Below are 22,564 nucleotides of genomic sequence, written 5' to 3' on the forward strand. Positions count from 1 at the left end.
CCATCCAACGCCAGATCCAGGCTCTCTGCACGGAGCTACTGACCCTGACCACCGCGAAACAAGGCCCAAAAAAGCAGCCCGCCATCCGGGCAAAATCAAATGAGTCCACGAATCAACCCAGGCGGGCATCTTGACATGATTCCTCGGGGCGTTCTTTCAATATCCGGTGAGAGACTGCTGGCCGGCGCAGCCTCCGTGAAGCTGCCGTGCTCGCGCCCGCATAGCCTGTGCCTGGCGCACCGCCCAGTAAGGAATGACATGAAGCAGCCTCCAACCTCGGTGACTCCCCTGCACCTGCCCGGACGCTCCTGGTGGCTGCTTGCGGGATCTGCGTTCCTGTACGCCGCAGCGATCACGCTGGGCAGCGTGGCGAAACTATACGGCTCGCCCGGCCCGGACCTCCTCTGGGACGAAGGCATGGCGAGAGATCGGACCACCGCACGGACCGGCCTATCGCTGGCCCTGAACACCCTGTTCTCGCCGGCGGGCAACATCACCATCCTGCTGCTCGGCTGCGCCGTTTTGGCGTTTGTCTTCCGCAGGCCGCTGGCCGCGCTGGCCTTCGGGTCCCTCACCAGCGTCGGCTGGCTGTCCTCGGAAATCGGGAAGCTCACGGTCTCGCGGCTCAGGCCGCCCTCCGGGGCCACCCATGCGCTGCTCCTCGAGTCCGGCCACACCAGCTTTCCCAGCGGGCACACAGCGTTTGCAGCGTCCCTGGGCTGGGCCGTCCTCCTGGTGCTCGCGCGGACCCGGGCACAGCGCGTATTTGCCGCCATCGGCGGGACGGTCCTGACCGCCGTCGTCGGGCTCTCCCGCCTTTACCTGGGCGTGCACTATCCCAGCGACGTGATCGGCTCCTTGCTGATCGGCACAGCGGGCATTCTGCTCTGGCTGCCCCTCTGGAACAACGTCATCGAACCCCAGCTCCGCGGCAACGCCCTGATCCGGAAACTGACGGCTCCCGGGCCTCTGGAGCACCGGCTGACCGTCCCCACGAGGCGCTGACCCGGAGGTTTCATGGAGCACCCAACGCTCAATCACCCGTCACCCGGCCGCCAAGCAGCCTCCTGCCATACCGCCGGGAACAGACCGCCTATGAAAAATCGGGGTTTTAGGTGCGCCACCGGCGGCAAACAAGCTGGTGGCTGGGGTGTCCGCGTAACCAAGTAGTGGGCGAGGCCGAAATTCGAGTATTCATTGAGGGTGCGCTCATGTTGTATGTCCCATATGGTAGGTAGATCTCAAGTCCTCTAGTTACTAGGGGCAAAATCGCGGCAAGGCTGGCTGGAGCCTTTGCGTGGATCGAGTGCCGATTCCGCGCCTTCTCCCTCTTAGACGTACATCTGCACGCTCAGGTGCAGTCACAATAAAAGCAAAAGCATGAACGTTCCGAACCTACGACGTTCGGATACTTGCCTCCTTTACTACGCCGCTTTCACCGAAAAAACCGAAGGTGGCGGGGGTGCTGTTCAACCCATTGGCTTAGGTCAGCATTGACCACTCCACTGCTCTTGATCAGATATCCCGTCGGGCACGCGATTGTGCTCACTCGAAACCATTGCTCTTCAAAACAACAGGCATCAAGTTGTTGCCCGACGTTTGATGGGGGCATGGGAAAACTATCCAAGTGCGGTGTTGAAGTGCACCGTAATAGAGCGCGATAAATTGAGCGCCGTGATCAGGCTTGGATTAACAAAGGCAGACAGCACCTACAGGGTGAAGTGCGCCCAGATGACGCACGCCGCAATGATGCACCCTTCTGCTCTGCGCCTCCTTTTGTATAACCACTCCCTAGGAAAAATTCCCATGAATACAGCATCTCGCGTTATCAGCACCACCGTTCTAGCCGCAGGCTTGACCTTCGGCGGCGCGGCACTCACTGCCGGAGCCGCTTCTGCGGACACAGGGTCGAAGACGACCCAGAGCTATTCGTCCACGCAACACAGCGGGTACGACAGGGACGGCTACGACCGGCAGGGTTACGACCGCCAGGGTTACGACCGCCACGGTTACGACCGCCACGGCTGCGACCGCCGGGGTTACGACCGTCATGGCTATGACCGCCACGGCTACGACCGGCATGGCTATGACCGCCACGGCTACGACCGGCATGGCTATGACCGCCACGGCTACGACCACCGGGGCTACGACTGCCACGGCAAGGACCGGCACGGTCACGGCCATGGCTGGGGCGACGACCACAACAAGGGCAAGGGCCACGATCACAGCAAGCCGGTCCATCCCCGCCGTCCCTAGTCCCTCGTAGCGAATTGGGCATGGCACGGCAGGTTTTAGACCGGCAGGCCTGTTCGCACCACCGTTCCCGCCGAATCAAATAAAGAGAAGCGGGCGCCGCCGAGATCAACTGCTCCCCGAAAGTTGGACTAAGAATTTAGTTCTGACTTTCGGGGAGCAGTTTTATCTAAGAGGGCAGTTCGTCAGGTCGAGTCGACTGGTTTCGTGGCCGTCAGCGCCAGAATTCAGTGAGCTGCCCGGCAAGGGCTCTGCCTTGGGTGTAACCAGCCCGCGCAGCGGGCGGACGCAGCGACAGATCCATCGCATTGGCGAACATGTGCGCGCACTTCGTCGACCTGTGTTGCGAGCGCCCCCGCAGTGCCGACATTCTGGGGGTTGGACCCCAGCTTTTTCCAAGCATGGAATGTAAAAGTTGAGTGTCCGGCAGCCAGAAAATCCTCACACATTTTCGCTGCAGGACTGTCGGGTCCGGCCGCATTCCCCCCAGAACTGCCGGACCCGGCGCACCAATGAGGCCGGGCCGTCCGGCAACTCCCGTGATTCTCCCGGGAGGCACGACGGCGGCCACTACTCCCAGCCGCCTCTCACCGTTTTCCGCACGGCGGGCTGTCGCGGGCACCTTCTTGATGAACGTCTGCGTGGGCGCCTCGTCTTGATCAGATCTTGATCAAGTGCTGATCCGTTTTTGACCCGAAGCAGCCCTTTTCCTGAGCAGCCCCGGGCATCGTTGGTCCTGTTCCACCCAACGGTCTCGAAGGAAACGGAAAACGTCCCCATGGGCAATGCATCCAGCTCAGCCACCGCCACCGGCACCACCAAGCCGGTCACGGGCCGGTTTGCTGCGGTGCGCCGAGCGGCAAACATCGTCCTCGGCACGGCAGCCACGCTGCTGTTCGTGGGCGCGTGCATCGCGGCCCCGCTGCTTCATCTCGGGTTTTCCCCCGTGCTGACCGGGAGCATGCGGCCCGCCTTCGCCCCGGGTGACCTGCTCATCACCGCCCCGGCGGCCGTGAGCAGCCTGCGGCCGGGACAGATCGCGGTCTTCACGCCGCCTGGTGAAAGCACTCCCTTCGCACACCGCATCACCGCCGTCGTCGGAAATCCTGACCATCCGGTGATCACCACCAAGGGTGACGCGAACCCTGCTCCCGACCACTGGCGGGCCACGCTGCACCAAGACCAGGTGCCGGTGGTGGTCACCACAGTCCCTTATGCCGGCAACTTACTTCTCTGGACGCAGAATCCGGCCCAGCGGGCCATCTTCACCGCCCTGTTCGGGCTGGCCGTCACCGGGGCCAGCGTCCGCTGGATCCTCCGGGCACCACCAGCAATGACCAGCCCGTCCCCCACTGCTTAAACCTTTTCCCCACCCCTCCAAGTAAGGATCTGTCATGTCTGAAACCCCAGCCCGCTCCGTCCGCCGCCCCAACCCGCGCCTGCTCGCTGCCTTCGCAGTGGGCGCCGCGGGCCTGGCCATCACCGGCGGCGGCGTGTTCGCCGCACTGAACGCGACTGCTTCCAACACCACTGCCCAGAACGCCACCAGCGGCATCCTCAGTCTGACCATGGCCAACAACGGAACCGGCTTCAGCCAGGCGGTTTCCAACCTCGCCCCCGGCGACGTGGTGAACCGGTACGTCAACCTGACCCAGGGAGCGGACCTGGACGGCAAGGACCTGACCCTCGCCGTCGCCGACGCGACGCCGACGCTCCTCACCACCAGCGCCACCAAGGGACTGCGCGTTACGGTCACCCAGTGCTCTGGCGCCTGGACGCCCGGAACCGGAGCCGGCTCCTGCAGCGGCACCGCCACCCCGCTGCTCACCAACACGACACTGAGCGCACTCAGCACGGCGCCGGTATCGATCAAGGCAGGCGCCAACGCGGTGAACAGCACCGTGAACCTGCAGATTTCCCTGAGCCTGCCGGACCAAGCTGAGACCACGGTCAACGGGGCAGCGCCAGTCGGTACTGTCCAGGGCCTGTCTTCGTCCCTGACCTGGACCTTCGGCGAAACCCAGCGCACCGCCACCACCACCGGAAGCTGAGTGCAGTGAGCGTGCACGCTCCAAGCGGCAGAGCGGGGGCCGCTGCGGCGGCCACCGCCCTGCTGCTGTGCACCTCACTTGCACCGGCAGAGGCGGCGGGCGCCGCACACGCGGCGTCGCCCGCCAGGACCGTCAGCAGCGCCCACTGGGGAGCGGTGGCTACAAGCAGTGTGGCGGCTCCCTTCGGCACCGGCCAGCTGGTGCTGACATTCTCTAACACCGGCAACAACGGAAACCCGGTTTACCCGGCCAAGTACTTCACGGTCGCGAACACGGGCACCCTGAGCATCGCGGGTGCGAGTTACTCGGCAACGGCACCTACCGGTTTCACCTTCCGGATTGAAGCCTGCTCCGGCGGATGGAACGAGGCAGCCGACACCTGCGCGGCAGGCCGCACCACCGTTCTGGACACACCAGCGGCGAATCTACTTTCCTCCACGGTCCCCGCGGCCGCCGGATCCAGCATCCGGTTACGTGCCAGCGTTACAGCCTTTACGAAACACCAGCCCGACCCGACGCTGACCGTGGACGTAGGCGTTCCCAGGGCCCAGGTCCGCGCAGCCACCGTCACCGGAAGCTGATCCCATGCCGGCCGGACTTCGCACACTCCAAGGAACCCGACGCACCATTCTCATCGAACGGAAAGACCATGGCACTCCAAGGCAATGAAGCCGTGTTCTCCGCCGCCCGGCTGCGTCGGCTCGCTGAGGACGTCGAGAGCGATGCCGTCGCCATCAGCTACGCCGCCACGTTCCTGCGGATGCTGCCGGGAAGGGTCGGGCGCGTCCTCTCCGCCGTCCGAGACGAGGACATCCCCGCGGCCCTTGACGCTGCGCTCAGCCTCAAAGTCCGGGCCCACATGGTGGGCGGGCTGGCGATGGAACGGGACTGCCGCGCCCTGGAGGAGTGCCTCCGCCACGGAGATTACGATGCCGCAGCCAGGTCCGCCGGCGAAGTGGCAAAGGACTGCCTGCCGCTGACCCGGGCCCTGGAGCAATTCCTTCAAGGCTGGCAGGACCTGGAGGACTCAAAGAGTAAACAGCCGTGATTCGGGCTGCGCGCTTCGAGCCCTTCACGAGAAGACCGCATTTCTACCGGTGGATCTGTCCTTACCCTGTGCTGGGCCGGAAGACGACCGGGCCGGCTGACGACGTCGCGAGGTAGATTTCCGCTGCGCTCCCGGCTGCGGCCACCCGCAGGGCTGATACCTTGAATTGCCCGTCAGCCGAGCTTCCCGCAACTGCGGCACTGACGGGCGCGCCCGGCTGGTCTGGCCGGACATTCACGGTCAGCGACAAGGTGTCCGCCAATGGGGTCAGCGACGCTGTCGCGGCAGTCACCACCGGAGTGACAGCGGACTGGATGGCGGCTGACGCGGTGGGCAACAATGCCCCGGGGCCTAAGAGTGCGCCATCGAGCGCACCCGCCACAATCTTTCCTGTTCCAGAGAGCAGGGCTCCGGTGATGGGACTGAGCAGTCCCTGCAGGCCGGAGAGTTCGGCACCCAACACCGACGCGGTAACCGACGGCGACGGCGGCGTCGTCGACCGGAAGGCTCCGACGGTGGTGGCGTAGCGGACGGCTACTTCAGCCACATCGATTTTTCCGACGACAATACCGAGGAGAAGAACCTCCGTCCGCAGGATCACCTTCGTGTCCACGGTGACGGCGGTGGCGGCGAGCGCCTTGTCGACCTCGGCGGTGACGGCCTTGCGCCAGGTATCCAGCAAGGCCGCCGTCCGTTGCGTGAGACTTTGAACCGTCCCGGCGTCGAGGATAACGCGGGTGTTCGGTGGCAGGTTGTTGAGGCCCGCTGGCCCGGAGGTGAGCTTGGCCAGATCGAACAGGATCCGGGAGTTGACAAGGTCCACCGTGACCACGCCGTCCGTCAGCGGTGTGGTGAGCAGCGGCTTCACCGCGGAAAGGTCTGGGGTGCCGAGGGTGATCTTGGTAGTGATTGGCCCCACAAGCAGGCCTGTGGTCGCTTTCGAGACCAGATCGGTGACGCCGCCGGTGACCGCTGTGGTGAGCGAACCCGTCGGCGTGGCGATAGCGGCCAGGTTCCCAGCGATGCCGTCCACTGTGGCACCCACCCCGGATGTCATGGTCCGCACCGAGTCCGCGGACATGTTCAGCCGCAGCCCCGCAATCCCGTAGCTTCGGGCCACAACAGGACTTGCGCTCTGCGTCGGCCAGCCGTTACGGAGCGTGCAGGCATCCACCGCGGAGGAGCTGGCCACAGCTCCTACGTCCAGGGTCATCGCCGCACTCGACGACGGGACAAAGGACGCGAGGTTGATGCTGGCTGCTGTAGGCGAGGTGGTGGACCCGTTGGCCGTCCCCGTCCCATCGATGGCGCCGGACTGGTCACTGACCAGGCCGGCGGCTCCGGCCGCCCGGCCGCTGGCGGTTGCCCGCGCCCACTGGGTGTAAGCCCCGGCGGTTCCAGCCGGTTGGTTCAGACCCAACGCCGCCGAGAGCAGCGGAGAGCCGAGGGCTCCTGCCTCCACAGCCGCCGTGTAGGTTACCGGGTCCACCTGCGTGGCGGTTGCCGGTTCCACTGCCACGCTGCCGCGGGTATTGCGGACGGTCAGACCCTGGACGGCAGCCAGGGTGTCCAGGTCCTGCCCGCCCACGGAGCCGGACACCTGCCGCGCCGCGGACTCCGTCTGGAACAGGGTGGAGGTGCTGCAGTCGCCGGCCACCATCACTCCGGCGGACGCGCTGACGTATTCATCGTCGGTCCACGCGGCGAGCGTGCCCGCGGTTGAGCTGAGCAGGGCAATTGACGCCGCGGTGAGCGCTGCCACCGGCGCCAGTATCCGGAGCCGCGGGCCAAAGCGTTTCACGTCAGCCTCCGACGGCGGCCCACGAGTATGCCTGCGCCGGCGGCAACCAGCGCGAGGCCGCCCGCGACGTAACCGAGGAGATCGGCACCGGTGTAGGCGAGCGGCTGACCCGCAGGCTCGTCCCCGCCGCCGGCCACCACCCCGATGCCGAAGTTCAGGGTACCGGTCTCCGGGCCGGCGGAAGGCGGGCGTTCCAGGGTGAACAGCACCCAGGGCGCGTCGCGGGCGGTGAAATCGCCGAGGGGATAGCTCAACGTGCCGGCCGCCGAAAAGTTCTCGGCCGCCAGGATCCGGCGTTCGGCAGCGGGACAGCTCAGGGCAGCGTTCCTGCCGCTGGTTCCCAGCCATTGGACGTGACACGAGTGTGCCGTGATCCGGTAGGCATCGGGTCCAGCCGCCAGGGAGCCGGCAGCCTGCACTTGGAGAGTGGCGGAGGCGCTCTTTGGACCGTCCAGCAGCACGCCCACCTGCCAGCTGAATGATTCGCCGGCAGAAAGGGGCGGAATGTCCAGCGGGTAGACCGACGACGTAAGCCGCAGCATGCCCTCCCCGCCCGTCTCGGGCACGGGCACCACGGGGTCGGCGGCAGCCGTGCCCGCCCCTGCCTGAAGCAGGATCTGGAGCAGGAGCAGGACCGCGGCGGCAAGCACGGCACTCCGACGGCGTTCCCGTCCCATCACCCTCACCCCTCCCGTGGCGCCGCTTGACTCTCAAGGGGCGGATCGACGTCGTACTCGGCGGCCTCCTGTCGCGGCCAAAAAACCCAGCCCACCAGCGCGGCCAGCAGCACAGTGCTGGCCCCGATGGCCCAGGGTGAGCGCAGTCCCATGACCCAGGAACCGACCGACGGAAGGGAAAAGAGCACCCTCCGTGCTGACTGGACCCGGTATTCCACCGGGTCCTCGGAGCTGTTGGCGTCGCCCTTCAAAATCAGGACCGCGCCCTCTTTCGACGCCGGGTCCAGCGTCACCGACACGACGCGGTGCGTGACCGGCATGGCGCCTGCCGTCCGCTGCACGGTTGCGACGTCCCCGGGCGTTAAGGACGACGCCGGGACCTCCTGCACCGCTGCCATCGCACCAACGGGATACACAGGTTCCATCGAACCGGTACGGAAAACCACGAAGGTGACGCTGAAGATCGCCGCGGCAGCGATGCTGGCGATGCAACCGGCACCCAGCACCGCCAGCAGCGTCAGTCCCCAGGAGGACGCCCTGCCGAAGAATCGGTTCACCGGAACGCGCTAGGACCCGTTGATGCTGGTGAAGCGCCAGAGTGGAACCACGTTCTTACCCTGCAGCGTGACGTCGACGGTGGTGGCCGGCAGGGTCATGGCGAAGCAGATGTTCACCGGGGCACCGGCTGCGCCGGATGCGCCGGCGGCGAGCGAGAATTCGTTCAGACCGAGGGTATCCAGCTCGGACCCTGCCGGGACCAGAACCGTTCCCGCGGTTTTGTCTCCCAAAGCACTGCAGTCCGCGGCGTCCAGACCGACCCACGCCTGGTAGCGCATGGCGGCGTAGAGTGCCGTGCTGTTGGCGTTGCCGACGGCAGGATTCGTGGCCTGCCTTGCCTCGGTCAGCGACACGTCAAGACCTTCCGACCCGGCCTTGGCACGGAGTTGGAAGGGTGCGTAGACCGTTTCCCCCGGCAGCAGGTCAGCTGCCTCCATGGTGAAATCCAGCCGGCCGCCGTTCGCGTTCGGCTGGTCAGTCCAGGAGCCGTCAGCGAATGGAGCGACCGTATTCTGTTCCATGGCGTAGGTTTTGGTGCCCGGGTTGTTCGCGGGGCCGGCGCCGCCGAACACCCATTCGTTGTCGGTCCACGCGGCGAGCGTGAAGGCAGCCCCGACGCCGAGGACCAGGCCTGCCGCCAAAACGGCGCGGACCTTCCCGGGACGAGAAACGGATTTTGTGGCAGTGGTATTGCGAGCAGACATTTATCCCCCAGGACAGTCCGCTGCCCGGGCGCCAAGCGCGGTGCGTGGGGCACCGCGCTCAGGCAGGCGCGCCCACGCAGGGCAGCGGATAGACGACGTTGAATTTCCAGTGCAGAAACTGTAATTAGCCTATTACTTCCTATTTGCGACTTGAGGCGCTTTTGATCAACGTAGGCCAAGGATTTGCGCAGGAATGATGGGAACAACAAACGGGACCCGTTATTCAGGACCGAATCGGCCGGAGCAGTAGCGTTCCGCTCTGCGGCCGTCACATCCTTGACCTTGGACGCCGGCACGGCTCATGCTGGGTTTCTGTTTTGCCGAGACACGACCGGAAGGCCGACGATGTCACACAAGTACCCAGCCGCCCCCACGCGGCGTTTCCGGTTGGTCCTTGCCGCGGCCGCCGCCGCAGCCCTTCTGACGGTGGCAGCCCTGCCGGCCCAGGCAGCCGCAGCTCCCGGCGCCGGCAACGACGTGTCGTGGCCCCAGTGCGGCAAAGCCTTGCCGAAAGCTCAGACCTTCGGCATCGTCGGCGTGAACAATGGCCTGGCCAACACCACGAACCCGTGTCTCAGTACGCAGCTTTCATGGGCGGGCACATCGACAGGCGGTGCAGGCCAGCCGTTGGTGGCCCTGTACGCCAACACGGCAAACCCGGGTGCAGCCGGGTCATGGTGGCCCACCAGCAATACCTACGGCGGCACCACTGTAAGCAACCCCTACGGCCAATGCACCCAGGGATCCTACGGAGCGGCCTGCTCCTACATGTACGGATACGCCAAGGCCTACGACAATGCGAACATCCGGGGCGTCAGCAACCCGTCTTCCTACCTGTGGTGGCTTGACGTGGAGACCGGCAACAGCTGGTCAACGGACACCACGGCGAACCGTGCCGATCTGGAGGGCATGGCAGCCTATTACGCCAGCATCGGAGCCCGGACCGGCATCTACTCCACCGCGACGCAGTGGCGCCAGATTGCCGGTACGGTGCCGTCGTCCAGCAACCTGTACAGATTGCCCAGCTGGCTCGCCGGCGCCAACTCCCTCGCCGTCGCCAAGCGCAAATGCGCCGACGCCCCGCTGACCGCCGGCGGCACGGTCACGCTCACCCAGTACGTTTCAGGCGGATTCGACTACGACCACTCCTGCATCTAAAAGGCGACGGCGCCAGCCCGCCTTGGCAGTCCGACGGCGGCAGCCGGCTTTCCGCTGTAAGGCGCCGGAGGCCGGGCTGCTGGCCGCGCTGAAGTGTCAACTCTGTTTGACTCCCCCCGCTCACCCAGTCAGGAACACACCTGACTCTGGCGCGGGTTACCCTTCTTCGGCAGAAGCGGCGTCAGCGGTTGCTGCCTCGATGATCCAGGCCGACCAATCCAAGGGATGCACGGAAGGCCGTCCCAGTAAGTAGCCTTGCGCGGCAGTCATACCGGCCCCCGTGACGGCGGCCAGTTCCTCCTGGCTTTCGATGCCTTTGGCGAACAGCACTGCTCCTGTCTGCTTCGCGAGCTCGACCATGTCCGTCCCCAGGGACTGTGCCGGGTTGGGATGAATGATTCCTTCAATAAAGCTGCGGTCGAGTTTGATGATGTCGGGGACCAGCTGCAGGATTTGGTCCGGGGAGGTAGCATCGGCGCCGGAGCCGTCAACCGCAATGCGCACACCCAGCTGCCGCAGCCTGCCCAACACACACATCAGATCATCCAGCTCCTGGCTCGCAAGCTGACCCACCAAATCGATGACGACTCTGTCCAGGGCCACATCTCCGCTCTCCAGCAGCGCCAGGACCCGCGGGTCCGTGCAGGATGCCGGGCTGAGGTTGAAGGCAACGAACAAGTGGGCGGGAATCTCCCGCGCAGCCGACAGGGCACAATGCAGGGCGGCAATTTCCAGGTCCGGGCCCAACCCGAGGGCGGCGGCTTCCCGGAACCAGGTGTCGGCGCTGGCCCCGTCACGGCTGACGAAGCGTGCCAGCGCCTCGAAGCCGGCCACGTTTCCTGCCGGCAATTCCCGGATGGGTTGGAAAGCAGTCAGCAGCATCCTGTTCCCCAAGACGGCCCTGATTCGTTTTCTGCCCCTCCGGTCGAGGGGCCCGGGCACCGCCCGGCGCTTCTCAGGCACAGACGGGTGCTGACCCGGTTCCAGCCGCTGGTGGGGTGTTGGGCTTTCAGCTGGGGGTTCTGTGTGATCCGCGGTCGTGACCGTGATGAGGTGCTGCAGCAGCGCGCGCTCGGGCTCGTCCGGGTTCGCAGCCAACAGATCCCGCAGCTGCGTCCTGGCCCACTCCCCTTCCGGCGCCGTATCTGTCAGGACGTCGTTGATAAGCTCCAGCACTTGGCGGCGCAGCGTCATCCCGTCCACGTCCTGTGGCGGTGAGTCCGTGCCCCCCGGCTCCGGACTTTGTTCTGCGCCGGTGCCTGCCGGAGGAGAGGACTCGTCCTTGGACATCGGCTATTCCTTTATGTCGGCGCACCGGCTGAGCCCGGCGCTGGCCAAGAACCCCTTCCCTTGGGCGGTATAAGGCCCTGACCTGCGAAAAGACTACAACGCGAAGTACGCATCGTGGCCGTTCCGACAATTAAATTTCATTTCCCCCGGCAACGTGCTCGGTAATGGCCCGGGGGCTATGAGAGTCGTTTAGCCCGCGGCGCTTGGAGGTAACTACCTTCCGGAGCGTCGTCCGGGGCACGACGAGCGTGGAGTTTGCCGTTTTCCTCGGCACCGGCGCTTAGACCCACCCGCGGGCTTGCCTGTTGGACGTTTCGAGGTCAGGTGCGCCGAAGGACGGCTGTGGCAGGAAATATCGTGCGCAGAGCTTGCCGAAGTCCTGCGGAAACTGTGCAGTCATCCGTCGCGAGTCTTGATCAAAGCCGCCCATCCTTGACTCAGCAGACAGCGACACACCAATCGACAGTGAAAGTGAAGGCAGTCAAAGTGGCAACGAGGGCAGAAAAATCCAACTATCGCTACGGTGACTTTTACTGCTTTATGTCACTGGCGGACTTCACCGCATACATTTCCGTTGATGACGGCGAGGGGGACGGCTGCGTTTCGATCAGCCACCGCAACGCCCCTGTCACATAAGGCACGCACGTCGAAGGCTCGCAACGGATAGTCCCACCGGTCTTCCGCCAACGGAAACATCGGTTTCCATACGGTCACGCTCGAAAGTCCGACGACAGCAATGCCGTTCCTACTGTGCGGGACTCCGTGATCGCCGGAGCCGGGTTCGAGGAACCCTAACCGCCGCGAAAAGGTCCCGTCTGGGCTACTTCGCTGCCAGACTTTCCTCGGGCTCATGGGCGTCCGCCACGGGGCCGCGACGCAGGAACATGCTCCTCAACCGCGCCTCAATGGGCCGTTCAAACAGCGTGAAGAGGGCACCCGAAATCGGGATGGATACCGCAACGCCGACGGCGGCGAAGGCCGCGCGTTCGGCTAGGGTCACGGGGCCGAGCTCTAAAGCTGTCCGCAGAACCAGCTCGTGAACCAGGTAGAGGGCGAATGACCATTCACCCAACCTCACCATGGCAGGAGAACTGGCGAAGGTGGGGCGGCCACGGCTGCGGTCGCGGTTGGCGAAAGCAGAGATCAGGAGGGCGAAGCCTGGAACGCAGAGCGTGCTCGCCAGCGCCGGGCCGATGTGCCACGGGACGTTGGCGGCGACGACTTCGAGCAGGAGAACAGAACCGATCGCTGCGGCTGCTCCGACGCCCACACCGAACTTGGGCTTCCAGCCTTTCCTGAACGCGACGGCCAGGCAGACACCCACCATGAACTCTGACACCCGGTACGCCGGGAAGGTGTACAGCAGGGCTCCCCAATCGAACCCCGGCACCAACGCGAGCAGTGCCGACAAGAGAGCCGCGGCGACGACAACAAGCACGCAGATGCGAAAGAGTCGTTTTGCTCGAAAACGCGAAAGCCAGACGGCCAGGAACGGGAAAACCGCATAGAAGAAGGCTTCGCAGGAGAGCGACCAGGACACCCCGTTGTAGGCATAGACCCAGCTCGGGTCCGCCTGCCAGGACTGTACGAGAAGAAGCGAGGCGATGAGCTGGGGAACGGACTGCTCCCTCTGGGTGGCCAGAATCAGCACGAACGCAGCAGCCGTGGTGAGCGCATGCAGCGGCCAGACCCTGGCGAACCGGCGCCAGTAGAACTGCCTTTTGGGAATATTAGGCTTCATGGACCAGGCGAGCACGAATCCAGAGAGTACGAAAAAGAATGTCACGCCGGTCTGTCCCATGGACACCAGCCGGAACATTTCCGGCACCAACGTCACAGACGCGTGATACACGACCACGAGCATGGCGGCCAGAAACCGCAATCCTGTCAGCGAATCCAGCCGAGTGCGCGTAACGCTCATCCTTCCCCCCAAGTGAAGCGGCGATGAGCGCCCATCATACAAGGTCAGTGGATTCCACCTGCAGATGCCGCAAAGTGCCGCTTATTCGGCGTCGCCCCCCCACGACCGTCAGCAGCGCCTGCTGGGGGCCGTGGCTACAGCCAGCGCAACGGCCCCCATCGGTACTGGCCAGCTCGTGTTGACCTTCACGAACACCAGCAACAACGGTCAGCCGGTCTTTTCCGGCAAAGCTCTTCACTGTCGCGAACACGGGCACCCTCGGTGTCACGGGCGCGATCCACCCGACGACCGCAACGCAGCTGTTCACGTTCAGGATGGAGGCCTGTGCCAGCGGATGGAACTAGGGCAGCGGACGCCTGCGCGGCGGGCCGCACCACCGTCCTGGACCCCCCGGCGAATCTCGCCTTCCTCTACCGTCCCGGGGACGGCGGGTCCGGTATCTGGTTGGGAGCTGGCGTCACCGCCCATCCTAAGAGCACGATCAACCCGACGCTGATGGTAGGCGTGGACGTTCCCCGGGCCTAGGTCAGTTACGCCGTCATGTTCCTGCGAATGCTGCGGAAACGGGGCGGGTGCATCCTTTCCACCGTCCGCGAGGATGACACCCCGCGGCCTTTGACGCAGCGCTCAGCCTCAAGCTCCGGGCCCACATGGTGGGCGGGCTGGCGATGGAACGGAACTACCGCAGCCTGGAAGAGGACCTTTTGCAACGGAGATCGCGTTGTCGCAGCCCGCTCCGCCGGCGAGGTGGCCAAGGACTGCCAGCCGCTGACCCGGGCGCTGGAGAAATTGCTTTAAGGCTGGCAGGACCTGGGGGCCTCAAAGAGCAGGTGGCTGTGATCGAGTCAAGGGCCGGTGGCGGAAGGGGTCCTCTACCTCCTCCGAACCGGACAGGAAACGGCCGCCGCGTGACTCACGCGGCGGCCGTTTCCTGTCATGCCCTGGGCTACGGCTTCAGTTCCAGCCGGTTCCTGCCTGCACGCGGCCGAGCCAGCCACTAGTGCCGTTACCTCGGTAGAGCCACAGGAACCGGCCATATCCACCGCCAGGACGTCGTTCCTGCCATCGCCGTTGAAATCTCTGACGCCAACGATGGAAGTCATGGCGCTCCAGCTGGGGCCTGCGCTAGTCCGTGACAGGAATCCAGGGCAGGGAACGCCGAGGCCTTCGGCACCGGCACGGCGACAGAGGTATCTGTCCAGTCGCACCCGCTCGCGCACCCAAACACGCACGGAATTTGGGCCGCCGATCTCATCGCCTTCGTGAAGCGGTGCTTCGCCTAACGCAATGCGTTCAGCGCGGCCACGAGATCGGCAGCAAGGGTCTTGTGGCCCGCAAGGCTCGGGTGATTCGTCCCCGCGTCGATGATAGTTTCGACGGTTTCGGGCGTAGTCCATTCGAGGTCCACAGGTGAGATGTAGTTGATGGAACGCTCTCGGGCGACCTGCTGCATGAGCGAGTCAATGTGGCCGATCATGCCCGGGTCTGTCTTGAGATTCTTCGTCGGGCCAACGACAACGATCTGCGCCCTAGGGAACTTCTTCTTTGCCTCATCAAGTGTCTTGCGCATGGCGTCCGTCAGGTCCACCGGGTTTTGGTTCTGGTCGTTCAGGCTCCCTTGGATGACCAAAAGGCCGGCGTCGGAGCCAGCAAGCTGTCGCATGCGGGTCAGGTACGTGCCCTGGTTCTTGATGCCAGTGTTCAGATACCCCGTGCCCGCCTCGCCGAACACCTCGGCGTCAAGCCCGAGAGTGCTCGCCGTGACGTACGGGAAGGCTTGTAGCGGATCAATTCCAAGACCAAGTGTCCACGAGTCCCCGAAGAACACCGCCCTCGTTCCCTCGCTAAATGTCAACTTTGGAGCTTTTGTGTACGTCGGAGCGGGCGTCGGCTTCGGTGATGGCGGGAGCGTCGCCCCGGCGCGGTACGCCGCTGCGATCTTTTCGGAGACGGGAGGGGGCTCAGGAGGATTCATACCAGCAAGCACAGCTGCGGCCGTAAACCCAACTAAGGCGACGCCGGCAAGCGAAAGGCCAGCGATCCTGAGACGGCGGCGAGTACGACGGCCAAGCTTCACGAATCCCCCAATATGAGTGCAAAAGTCAGGCCCAATTCTACGGCCAGTTGAAGGCACAGTAAGACCGGCGGGTTTCAGTCGTCGTCGCATGCAGGCTTGTCGAAGCCTTCCAGGTGCATCGACGCTATCTCCTGCAGTGTTCCGATTTCCAGCTGCTCCGAGTTCTCATCGAGCGGCAGACGGATTGTCTTCTTCTCCTCGGTCCCATGGCCCGGAGTTTAGGGGCCGGTAAGACCGGCCAGGTGGCCTAACTGGAAATGTCTGTTATTCATTTCGGGGACGCTAAAACCGGCCATTTTCAGAGCATCTGGAGAGGTTGGCTTTATGCCTACCAAGGCTATATCCGGCTAGCTTCTGTCTCACCGTAGGGTTATCAGGAGCGGGCAATGGGCCGCCCGTGGAAGGGACTCTACCGGTACCCGTCCACAATCGCTGCAGCAATCTCCTTGTAGGCCCGCCGCGTCTCAGGCTTCAGATGGTCGAGGGTCACCAGGTCCCCGTCGGCCACTCCCCTGTCATGCGGCACGGCGATGAGCTGGCGGCACATCCCGGCGAGGTGCTCCTCGATCGCGTCCTTGTCCACGCGGCTGGACACCTCGTCCTTGTCCGTGATCACCACGATCGCGTTGCGGGCCAGGTCCTCGTAGCCGTGGCTGGCGAGCCATTGCAAGGTGCTGCGGGCGCGCTTGGCGCCGCTCACCGCGTAGCCGGCGGCGATGATCAGGTTGTCCGCCGACTGCAAGATGCCCTTCATCGCGTTGTGCGTCACGCCCGTGCCGCAGTCGGTAAGGGCTACGGAGTAATAGCTGGAGATCAGCTTGCGGATCCGCAGGTACTCCTCGGCGGTGAGCGAGTCGGAAACCTCGGGGTCCTGCTCCCCCGCGATGAGGTGCAGCCGGCCGGAATGGTGCATGTACCGGGACAGCCCGGTCAGCGAATCGATCGAGTCGATGTTCTTGAGCAGGTCCGTGATGGTACGCGGCGTGGCCTGCTGGTAGATCCCCTCGCCAAGAGCGCGCTCCACAAGGTCGCCGGAGTCCGGGTTTGCGTCGATCGCGCATGGCGGGTCGCCGCGGAATTCGGCGAGGGTGAGTCCCACGCCCACCGTAGTGGACGTCTTGCCGATGCCGCCCTTCAGGCTGAGCACGGCCGTGTTGAAGCTGCCCTGCAGCTGGCGGGAGATGCGCCGGGCCAGCTCGTCCTCCTCGCGCTCCTGCGCGCTGGGGCCCATGTTCCAGGAGCCGCCGGTCGCTCGGTACAGGAAACCGCGGAAGCCGCCCTTGGGGCGGGGCTTCTGCTCGCGGACGAACGACGTCGGCATGGCAGTGATGTCCGACCCCGGAACTTCTGTCTTCTGCGCAGGTTCCGGAGCGTACGACGGCGGTGCTCCCGCCGGCTTGCGAGCCGGAGCCGGCGGGGCGGGGGTTTTGTCGGCAAGGGCGTCCGCAACGGCGGCCGCTTCGGCCCAGGATGAGCTGCGGACCGGGAGCGCGGGCGCGGTGGTGGTGTCGGGAGTCACGGCGTCGAAGGATCCTGTCCAGTCGTCGGAGGAACCGCCGTCGCGGCGGCGGGAGCGGCGGCGCCGGAGCTCGGGCTGCTCCGTGTCGGTGTCTGCTTCAGCCAATTGGTTATCCGCTGGTTTGGGCATGTTTGGTCCCCCAGGACTCACAGCAGGGTGAGCTGCGCTTCTCGATTGGATTGGTTCAAACAGCCATTCTAGGCGCTGCGGATACTTCGGCCGATTTCAGCCCCGGATCAGGGCGGCCGCCACCACTGCTGCGGTGAGGACCAAGAGGACGCCCAAGATCACGTAGCTCCACCATTTGGGGCGGTTGCGGTGGGGGTTGATGTCGACGTAGGGCACGGCTATTTCACGCGGACCGCAGCAACTGGAGGGAGAGTGCGCCGCTTGAGGCGGAGCATCCAGTAGAGCCCGGCGAAAGGAATGAGCAGGCTGCCCAGCAGGCCGGACAGCGAAAGCACAAAGTCGGTGACAGCCACGTTTGAACCTCCAGGAAACGGCGACACTGTCGGCGCGTTGCAAAGCGTTCAGCCTGGCCACGTCGTCAGTAACTAGCGGTGGAATCCCCCATTTGGATTTCCCACGACCCTACCCAGAGGTCATGCATTCAACAAATCCTGTCAAAGCACGGCGCGTCATCAGATTTGCAGCAGCCTCAATGCTGGAGGGCGAGCACCACTACAACTACCGTGGCCGCCGCAAGCACCGCCAGCCCTACGTAGGACACAACCCGAAGCCGTCGGCGGCGGATCTCCCGGCGAGAGTCCCTGGCGACTTGACTACCTGCATAGCTACCCATGGCGGCGATGATACACACTCAAACTTGGAGCAGGATCAAGTCACGTCCTTTATGTCGGCCAGCGTCCCCTGAACAGCTCATCCGTGGGCCGGTCCGCAAGGTCACTGTCGTCATGAAGCGCGGGCATCGTCTGGCGCCCGCGCAGTCGGTTGAAGGGGTGGGCCCAGCGGTGCCCGAAATGCCTGCCAAGCAGCGGCCACAGCGGCACGACCGGCAGTCCTGACGCAGCCTCGGGGACCGGCACTGCCGGCCGTGGCATGTCCCGCGCATCCAGCCAGGACCGCTCTGGGTGGGGATCGTCGGCGACGATGTTCTGCTCGATGAAACGGCGGATAGCTGCGCTGATACCGGTCTTCATGACCCCAACCTAGAGCGGGCCGCCCGCCTCCCCCAGAGTAGTCAGTACCTGTATTTTATACGGCGTACAGCGGGCTACTTGGATTCAGTGCTGCGGCCGGGTCTCCCGCAGGCGCTTGATGAACCAGCGGGACTGCTCCGGACCATAAGGCAGGACCGGAATAGCCTTAGTGGCGTCGCTGGGCGTGTCCCGGATGGACTGCCGGGCCTGCCGCACAGCGGTGGTCATGGTGTCAGCCATCGTCTTGACGAAGCGGTCGCTGCACGGCTCCCCGTGCCCAGGAACCAGGAACTCGTAGCGGTGTCGCAGCGCGGACAGGTGGCGAAGGGCGCCGGCCCATTCCTCCGGGTAGGAGTCTTCGAAGGACGGGTGAGACCCCTGCTCCACGAGGTCGCCGGCGTAGAGCGTCGTGGTTGTGCCGACCAAGAGGTCGCCGTCGGTGTGTCCGCGGCCGAGGTAGAACAGGGTGGCGGTCTGCCCGCCGAGGTCCACCAGGACCGGCTGGTCCCGGACGATAGCGTTAGGTACGACGAGTTCCACGTTGTCGCCTTCGCCGGCAGCCATCTCGGGCTCCAGCCCAGTCACGGCGGCGCGCTGCGCATCACCGTTTTCGCCGATCTCCTCGGCGCAGTTTTCGTGCGCCCAAAACTCGATGGATCCTTCGTCTGCGAACACTGCGTTGCCGAAGAAGTGGTCGTAGTGCGCATGCGTGTTAACTACGACCAAAGGCAGCGGGGTCTTCTCCCGGACAGCATTGAGGATTTCCTGTCCCTGCCTGGGTCCGCATCCGGTGTCGATGACCATTGCCCGCTCCGTTCCTATGATGAGGCCGGTATTGAGCTTCGAGCCTTCGGTGGCCAGCACATGGTTGCCTTGGCCGACCTCCATCCATCGCGACATTCTTTTCTCCGTATTCATACGTTCCGGCGATCTTAGGCCTCGATTCTACCCACGCCTTGCTGCCAGGACCCTGAGCAAAGGCCGGCGTCCACGGAGCAAAACGGGTCAAACGGGGCAGCCATCGCCTTGTCCGGCACAGCGAGTAACGGTGACTTCAGTTGCCCTGTCGCGGAAACGTAGGTGCCCCATGGAATCCGGCACGTCACTGGAGCGGATGGTGTTCTTCAGCGAAGCCGTTTTTGCCATCGCCCTGACCTTGCTGGCCCTCGACCTGGAACTGCCCGAGGGCATCCCAGCACTGCAGCTGGACGCTGCCTCGTTGTGGGCCCTTCCACCAGCTCTTCGCCTATGCGTTGCCGTTTGTGATCATCGCCAAGAGGTGGCTGTCCCACCATTCGGGATGTAGAGCTGGCGTGACCGGGCATCGTGTGGTCGGTGCAGTACTGGCGCTGTGCTCTCCGGAGCGTCGGCCGGTTCGAGCGCGACGGCTGGAAAGTAGCGACCGCACTGACCGCCGTCACGTTCATCGTTTGGTCCGCGCAGCTCGTGGCAACGGGCGTGGCGCTCCTTCTGCGATGACGCTGTTTGACGTCCTGTGGATCTGTGGACGGCAGCAACGGCATCTCGGTGAAACGAGGCAGGGGGCTGAGCACCCGGAACTAACCGTCTAGACTTCAAGCGCCGGAGCACGGCAGACACATGCGAGCTCCATGACTAAATGGATCGGGGTCTTAGACGCGGCGGGAGCAAGCCTCGGTTTTGTGCCTCTGTGCGCGTCATATCCAGATACCGCCTCTGACCCTTCGGCGTGTAACGTTGCGTCCCATGGGGAACTTAAGTGCGTTGGCTGTTGAAGTAAAGTCAACTGCGAGGCGAATCGACTCATGGGATCTTTTGCGGGGCTTTGCCGTGGGATTCGTTCTGTTGCGGCACGCATGGCCCGATGTGTTTGCTGGTGCAGGCGTCACGGGAGTGACCATGTTTTTTGGTCTGTCAGGATTCTTGATAACCGACATTATCCGATCCGAAATCCGAAAGACCGGGAAGCTGTCGTATAAACGGTTCTACCTCAACCGCGGGTTCCGCCTTCTTCCCGCATTGGTTGCAGTCCTGCTCGTTTACGTCGTCGTGGAACTCATAACGGGGCGCATGGGTGACACCAACCCGGTCCTTAGCTTCTTCGTGGGTCTCGGGTACATTGCAAACGTGCCGGGGGTCCACCTCGGGCCGGGTCTCGGGCATCTGTGGACCCTAGCCGTAGAGGAGCAGTTCTATCTCTTGTGGCCTCTGCTCCTTATTTTCGCGCTGCGCAAGTCTAAGGTCGGCCTGGTTGTTGCATCCGTCCTGGTCGGGTGCATGTTCCTGACGGTCGCTGCGCTACTTGTGGCTCCCACCACCGCCACGGTGTACACATTGCCGACATCATGGGTGCCCGCTCTCATCATTGGTGCGGCTTCCCGTATGTACCTGGAACGGGTTCGCCGTCTCGCCAACTGGCGCTGGCTTCAAATCATCGCGGCCGCAATCCTTACCGGATTCTGTTTCGTGCCCCAAGCGAAAGACCTGCCACTCACGTACTTGCTTTTCGGGCCGATCATTGCAGCCAGCGTCGCAACCCTGGTGGTGGCGGGAATCTCCTGCCCACGCATACCGCGGATGCTCATGCCATTGAAGTTCCTGGGGCGCATTTCCTACGGCACCTATCTTTGGAACTTTGTTATCGTCTGCTGGTTGCGAGGCAGCGTTGACGGGGAAGGCTACGCGCTTGAGGGTATGTTCCTCACCCTGGCCGCGGCGGTTACTTCGTGGTTCCTGATTGAGCAGCCTTCGCAGAAGCTCAAGAAGGCGATCATCAACCGAAGTCAACGAGACTCCAAAAGAGAGTCGAGTCTGGCATGACGAGACTGACCGGAACGAATTCAGCGCTCACTCAACCCCGGCAATTCGGGGGGTGGCCCGTCGCCATTATTCTGGTGATGCTGCTTATCATTGGCGCCGTTCCTGCGGCCGTCCTGTTGATGCCGCATCCGGGACCATTGATCCAAATACTGGTCGGGGTATTCCTCGTCGTGCTCTGGTTGGGCGCTGACTCCAACGCGACGGTGATCCCAACCATCCTGAGACCCGCTCCGATCGTCTTCGGATCCTTGACAATCGCTTCAGTTTCCGCAGGGTCGCTGGGTGCCGATCAATACGAAGAATACTTCGTCTTATGGCTTCTCCAAGCGCTCGGAATGGCAGCGGGCTTCCTTCTTGCCGCGAACCTCACTCGCTCTTCTGCGAAGGCACCCAGGCCCCTATCCGTAAAGCGCTATTGGTCCTCGGCAAGAATATTCTTTTTCCTGTTTCTGCTCGCGGCGCTGGCCTATTTCGCAACTCAGGGAGTCCCCGCCTTGCAGTCAGACCTTGAGCAAGCCCGCGTGGACGCGGCGGAAGGCGGGCCTGGTTTCATCCGAATGTTCGCCTTCCTCCTGCCTACGGCCACGGCCGCGGCTGTAGCAATCAAGGGATGGCGCAAGACCTGGCTGCTCGTGGCAATAACACTGGTCATCATGCTCGGCTACGGCAACCGCGTTCCCTTCATCTACTTCGTGTTCCCCCTCGCGGTCATGGTCGCTGTGACAACAAAGAAACTTGGATCCGGCAGGATCATCGCCATCGCCACATCCCTACTGGGACTCATGGGTGCGCTCGCCGCGTGGCGCGTATACAACACCGACGATATGGCAAGCTCCTACCAGTACCGCGACGCTGTCGCGAGCGGAGACAGCCTAGCTATCGCATGGTCGGCGATCTCGCATTATACGCAGGTCGTTCCCGAGAATGCGATGCTGGTCAAGGATGTTATTGATTCCGGCGCCATGCCATTGCAGTTCGGTAGCACGTACTTCACCTTGTTCGCTTCCGTTCTCCCAGGCAAGCAGATCTCGCCTGACATGATGCTTAAGGAGCTTAACGGCGTCCAGTTCCTCGGGGGCGGGATTCCTCCGACTCTCGCGGGCGAAGGGTACATGAACTTTGGCTACTTCGGGGTATTCCTAAACGCTCTGCTCGCGATGCTTCTGCTTCGCTACTGGGCATCGGTAGTCATTCGCACGAGCGAGATTCGTGGCACAAGCCAGACTCGGGTTGTTGGTCTTATCTACGGATATGCGTTGACCTGGGTTTGCTTGGCGCAGATCTCAGGTTTCGCAGGTTCCGCAACCGTATCGCTCGCTGGCTTCCTGCTTCTCCTAGCCATCACATGGTTCAGTCGGGATAACGAGCCGCTACCACCTGGGCTGTCGGTTGCCCGTACTTCTCGAGTCGGTCGAACTGCGGTCCCCTCAAATGAATCGGCTTCGTAGACCGCCCGTTGCACTCGAAGCCCCTCTCTCGACGCCTCATGTCCGCGACAGGTGCGTTTCTTCTGCGTTTGGAGATCGCTGACACCGCCCAACGGTTCCC

24 protein-coding genes and 1 pseudogene are annotated in these 22,564 nt (G+C 63.8%); 13 read left to right on the forward strand and 12 right to left on the reverse strand.

The window, feature by feature from the left end; genetic code table 11:
* The first annotated feature begins 258 nt into the window (after nt 1–258).
* Both AC1DDG_RS05330 and AC1DDG_RS05335 read left to right on the forward strand, forming a co-directional pair.
* Nucleotides 259–1,005, forward strand: coding sequence for a phosphatase PAP2 family protein (locus AC1DDG_RS05330; protein WP_476875210.1), 747 nt, complete (start codon nt 259–261; stop codon nt 1,003–1,005).
* 801 nt (nt 1,006–1,806) lie between these two features.
* Nucleotides 1,807–2,256: a hypothetical protein gene (locus AC1DDG_RS05335; RefSeq protein WP_476875211.1), complete on the forward strand. Its 450-nt coding sequence runs from the start codon at nt 1,807–1,809 to the stop codon at nt 2,254–2,256.
* 211 nt (nt 2,257–2,467) lie between these two features.
* On the opposite strand, the pseudogene AC1DDG_RS05340 reads toward AC1DDG_RS05335, so the two are convergent.
* A pseudogene (locus AC1DDG_RS05340) lies at nt 2,468–2,569 on the reverse strand (patatin-like phospholipase family protein); the annotation flags it as partial.
* Nucleotides 2,570–3,031: 462 nt separating this feature from the next.
* On the opposite strand from AC1DDG_RS05340, the gene AC1DDG_RS05345 reads away from it, so the two are divergent.
* The 4 genes from AC1DDG_RS05345 (at nt 3,032) to AC1DDG_RS05360 (ending at nt 5,352) form a co-directional block, all read left to right on the forward strand.
* The gene (locus AC1DDG_RS05345; RefSeq protein WP_476875212.1) at nt 3,032–3,613 is read left to right on the forward strand and encodes a signal peptidase I; all 582 of its coding nucleotides are present in this window, start codon (nt 3,032–3,034) and stop codon (nt 3,611–3,613) included.
* 34 nt (nt 3,614–3,647) lie between these two features.
* Nucleotides 3,648–4,304: a TasA family protein gene (locus AC1DDG_RS05350; protein ID WP_476875213.1), complete on the forward strand. Its 657-nt coding sequence runs from the start codon at nt 3,648–3,650 to the stop codon at nt 4,302–4,304.
* Nucleotides 4,305–4,309: 5 nt separating this feature from the next.
* Entirely contained in the window at nt 4,310–4,885 is a 576-nt protein-coding gene (locus AC1DDG_RS05355; protein WP_476875214.1) for a hypothetical protein, read from the forward strand.
* 68 nt (nt 4,886–4,953) lie between these two features.
* Entirely contained in the window at nt 4,954–5,352 is a 399-nt protein-coding gene (locus AC1DDG_RS05360) for a hypothetical protein (protein WP_476875215.1), read from the forward strand.
* Nucleotides 5,353–5,413: 61 nt separating this feature from the next.
* Here the strand turns inward: AC1DDG_RS05360 and AC1DDG_RS05365 are convergent, their stop codons facing one another.
* From AC1DDG_RS05365 to AC1DDG_RS05380, 4 genes are read right to left on the reverse strand one after another with little or no spacing between them, the layout of a single operon-like run.
* On the reverse strand, nt 5,414–7,153 hold the full coding sequence (locus tag AC1DDG_RS05365; protein WP_476875216.1) for a choice-of-anchor G family protein: 1,740 nt from the start codon (nt 7,151–7,153) through the stop codon (nt 5,414–5,416).
* Nucleotides 7,150–7,830, reverse strand: a complete 681-nt coding sequence (locus AC1DDG_RS05370) for a hypothetical protein (protein ID WP_476875217.1) — start codon at nt 7,828–7,830, stop codon at nt 7,150–7,152. The genes AC1DDG_RS05365 and AC1DDG_RS05370 overlap by 4 nt, the downstream gene beginning before the upstream one ends.
* 5 nt (nt 7,831–7,835) lie before the next feature.
* Nucleotides 7,836–8,387 carry a signal peptidase I gene (locus AC1DDG_RS05375; protein WP_476875218.1) on the reverse strand — a complete coding sequence of 184 codons (552 nt, stop codon included), beginning with the start codon at nt 8,385–8,387 and terminating at the stop codon, nt 7,836–7,838.
* 9 nt (nt 8,388–8,396) lie between these two features.
* Entirely contained in the window at nt 8,397–9,092 is a 696-nt protein-coding gene (locus AC1DDG_RS05380; RefSeq protein WP_476875219.1) for a SipW-dependent-type signal peptide-containing protein, read from the reverse strand.
* 345 nt (nt 9,093–9,437) lie between these two features.
* Here AC1DDG_RS05380 and AC1DDG_RS05385 point away from each other — a divergent pair, with 345 nt between their 5' ends.
* Nucleotides 9,438–10,250 (forward strand): glycoside hydrolase family 25 domain-containing protein, encoded by an 813-nt coding sequence (locus AC1DDG_RS05385; protein WP_476875220.1) that lies wholly within the window; start codon nt 9,438–9,440, stop codon nt 10,248–10,250.
* Nucleotides 10,251–10,406: 156 nt separating this feature from the next.
* On the opposite strand, the gene AC1DDG_RS05390 is transcribed toward AC1DDG_RS05385, so the two are convergent.
* Nucleotides 10,407–11,540 (reverse strand): EAL domain-containing protein, encoded by a 1,134-nt coding sequence (locus AC1DDG_RS05390; RefSeq protein WP_476875221.1) that lies wholly within the window; start codon nt 11,538–11,540, stop codon nt 10,407–10,409.
* Nucleotides 11,541–12,026: 486 nt separating this feature from the next.
* Between AC1DDG_RS05390 and AC1DDG_RS05395 the strand changes: the two genes are divergently transcribed.
* A complete protein-coding gene (locus AC1DDG_RS05395; protein WP_476875222.1) occupies nt 12,027–12,176 on the forward strand; it encodes a hypothetical protein in 150 nt (49 codons plus the stop codon).
* Nucleotides 12,177–12,360: 184 nt separating this feature from the next.
* Here the strand turns inward: AC1DDG_RS05395 and AC1DDG_RS05400 are convergent, their stop codons facing one another.
* A complete protein-coding gene (locus AC1DDG_RS05400; RefSeq protein WP_476875223.1) occupies nt 12,361–13,461 on the reverse strand; it encodes an acyltransferase family protein in 1,101 nt (366 codons plus the stop codon).
* 324 nt (nt 13,462–13,785) lie between these two features.
* Here AC1DDG_RS05400 and AC1DDG_RS05405 point away from each other — a divergent pair, with 324 nt between their 5' ends.
* Nucleotides 13,786–13,986, forward strand: coding sequence for a hypothetical protein (locus AC1DDG_RS05405; RefSeq protein WP_476875224.1), 201 nt, complete (start codon nt 13,786–13,788; stop codon nt 13,984–13,986).
* Nucleotides 13,987–14,740: 754 nt separating this feature from the next.
* On the opposite strand, the gene AC1DDG_RS05410 is transcribed toward AC1DDG_RS05405, so the two are convergent.
* The 5 genes from AC1DDG_RS05410 to AC1DDG_RS05430 form a co-directional block, all read right to left on the reverse strand.
* Complete coding sequence (locus tag AC1DDG_RS05410; protein ID WP_476875225.1) at nt 14,741–15,316, reverse strand: SGNH/GDSL hydrolase family protein; 576 nt, start codon at nt 15,314–15,316, stop codon at nt 14,741–14,743.
* Between the two features lie 631 nt (nt 15,317–15,947).
* Nucleotides 15,948–17,186: a MinD/ParA family ATP-binding protein gene (locus tag AC1DDG_RS05415; protein ID WP_476875226.1), complete on the reverse strand. Its 1,239-nt coding sequence runs from the start codon at nt 17,184–17,186 to the stop codon at nt 15,948–15,950.
* 218 nt (nt 17,187–17,404) lie between these two features.
* Complete coding sequence (locus AC1DDG_RS05420; RefSeq protein ID WP_476875227.1) at nt 17,405–17,539, reverse strand: hypothetical protein; 135 nt, start codon at nt 17,537–17,539, stop codon at nt 17,405–17,407.
* 369 nt (nt 17,540–17,908) lie between these two features.
* Nucleotides 17,909–18,217: a hypothetical protein gene (locus AC1DDG_RS05425; RefSeq protein WP_476875228.1), complete on the reverse strand. Its 309-nt coding sequence runs from the start codon at nt 18,215–18,217 to the stop codon at nt 17,909–17,911.
* Nucleotides 18,218–18,301: 84 nt separating this feature from the next.
* Nucleotides 18,302–19,117 carry an MBL fold metallo-hydrolase gene (locus AC1DDG_RS05430; RefSeq protein WP_476875229.1) on the reverse strand — a complete coding sequence of 272 codons (816 nt, stop codon included), beginning with the start codon at nt 19,115–19,117 and terminating at the stop codon, nt 18,302–18,304.
* A gap of 187 nt (nt 19,118–19,304) precedes the next feature.
* On the opposite strand from AC1DDG_RS05430, the gene AC1DDG_RS05435 reads away from it, so the two are divergent.
* The 4 genes from AC1DDG_RS05435 to AC1DDG_RS05450 all read left to right on the forward strand — a co-directional run bounded on the left by AC1DDG_RS05435 (nt 19,305) and on the right by AC1DDG_RS05450 (nt 22,464).
* Nucleotides 19,305–19,523, forward strand: a complete 219-nt coding sequence (locus AC1DDG_RS05435; protein WP_476875230.1) for a TMEM175 family protein — start codon at nt 19,305–19,307, stop codon at nt 19,521–19,523.
* Between the two features lie 29 nt (nt 19,524–19,552).
* The gene (locus tag AC1DDG_RS05440) at nt 19,553–19,696 is read left to right on the forward strand and encodes a hypothetical protein (RefSeq protein ID WP_476875231.1); all 144 of its coding nucleotides are present in this window, start codon (nt 19,553–19,555) and stop codon (nt 19,694–19,696) included.
* Nucleotides 19,697–19,942: 246 nt separating this feature from the next.
* Nucleotides 19,943–21,016 carry an acyltransferase family protein gene (locus AC1DDG_RS05445; RefSeq protein WP_476875232.1) on the forward strand — a complete coding sequence of 358 codons (1,074 nt, stop codon included), beginning with the start codon at nt 19,943–19,945 and terminating at the stop codon, nt 21,014–21,016.
* On the forward strand, nt 21,013–22,464 hold the full coding sequence (locus tag AC1DDG_RS05450; protein ID WP_476875233.1) for an O-antigen polymerase: 1,452 nt from the start codon (nt 21,013–21,015) through the stop codon (nt 22,462–22,464). The genes AC1DDG_RS05445 and AC1DDG_RS05450 overlap by 4 nt, the downstream gene beginning before the upstream one ends.
* Nucleotides 22,465–22,564: the final 100 nt, after the last annotated feature.

It is taken from the genome of Arthrobacter sp. 10L430, assembly GCF_056395245.1.

Bases quoted from the DNA above. Each gene is read 5' to 3' on its own strand.
- AC1DDG_RS05400 (WP_476875223.1), bottom strand. From the start codon at position 13,461: ATGAGCGTTACGCGCACTCGGCTGGATTCGCTGACAGGATTGCGGTTT.
- AC1DDG_RS05435 (WP_476875230.1), top strand. From the start codon at position 19,305: ATGGAATCCGGCACGTCACTGGAGCGGATGGTGTTCTTCAGCGAAGCC.
- AC1DDG_RS05425 (WP_476875228.1), bottom strand. From the start codon at position 18,217: ATGAAGACCGGTATCAGCGCAGCTATCCGCCGTTTCATCGAGCAGAAC.
- AC1DDG_RS05390 (WP_476875221.1), bottom strand. From the start codon at position 11,540: ATGTCCAAGGACGAGTCCTCTCCTCCGGCAGGCACCGGCGCAGAACAA.
- AC1DDG_RS05445 (WP_476875232.1), top strand. From the start codon at position 19,943: ATGGGGAACTTAAGTGCGTTGGCTGTTGAAGTAAAGTCAACTGCGAGG.
- AC1DDG_RS05360 (WP_476875215.1), top strand. From the start codon at position 4,954: ATGGCACTCCAAGGCAATGAAGCCGTGTTCTCCGCCGCCCGGCTGCGT.
- AC1DDG_RS05385 (WP_476875220.1), top strand. From the start codon at position 9,438: ATGTCACACAAGTACCCAGCCGCCCCCACGCGGCGTTTCCGGTTGGTC.
- AC1DDG_RS05335 (WP_476875211.1), top strand. From the start codon at position 1,807: ATGAATACAGCATCTCGCGTTATCAGCACCACCGTTCTAGCCGCAGGC.
- AC1DDG_RS05415 (WP_476875226.1), bottom strand. From the start codon at position 17,186: ATGCCCAAACCAGCGGATAACCAATTGGCTGAAGCAGACACCGACACG.
- AC1DDG_RS05430 (WP_476875229.1), bottom strand. From the start codon at position 19,117: ATGTCGCGATGGATGGAGGTCGGCCAAGGCAACCATGTGCTGGCCACC.
- AC1DDG_RS05330 (WP_476875210.1), top strand. From the start codon at position 259: ATGAAGCAGCCTCCAACCTCGGTGACTCCCCTGCACCTGCCCGGACGC.
- AC1DDG_RS05345 (WP_476875212.1), top strand. From the start codon at position 3,032: ATGGGCAATGCATCCAGCTCAGCCACCGCCACCGGCACCACCAAGCCG.
- AC1DDG_RS05350 (WP_476875213.1), top strand. From the start codon at position 3,648: ATGTCTGAAACCCCAGCCCGCTCCGTCCGCCGCCCCAACCCGCGCCTG.
- AC1DDG_RS05450 (WP_476875233.1), top strand. From the start codon at position 21,013: ATGACGAGACTGACCGGAACGAATTCAGCGCTCACTCAACCCCGGCAA.
- AC1DDG_RS05370 (WP_476875217.1), bottom strand. From the start codon at position 7,830: ATGGGACGGGAACGCCGTCGGAGTGCCGTGCTTGCCGCCGCGGTCCTG.
- AC1DDG_RS05380 (WP_476875219.1), bottom strand. From the start codon at position 9,092: ATGTCTGCTCGCAATACCACTGCCACAAAATCCGTTTCTCGTCCCGGG.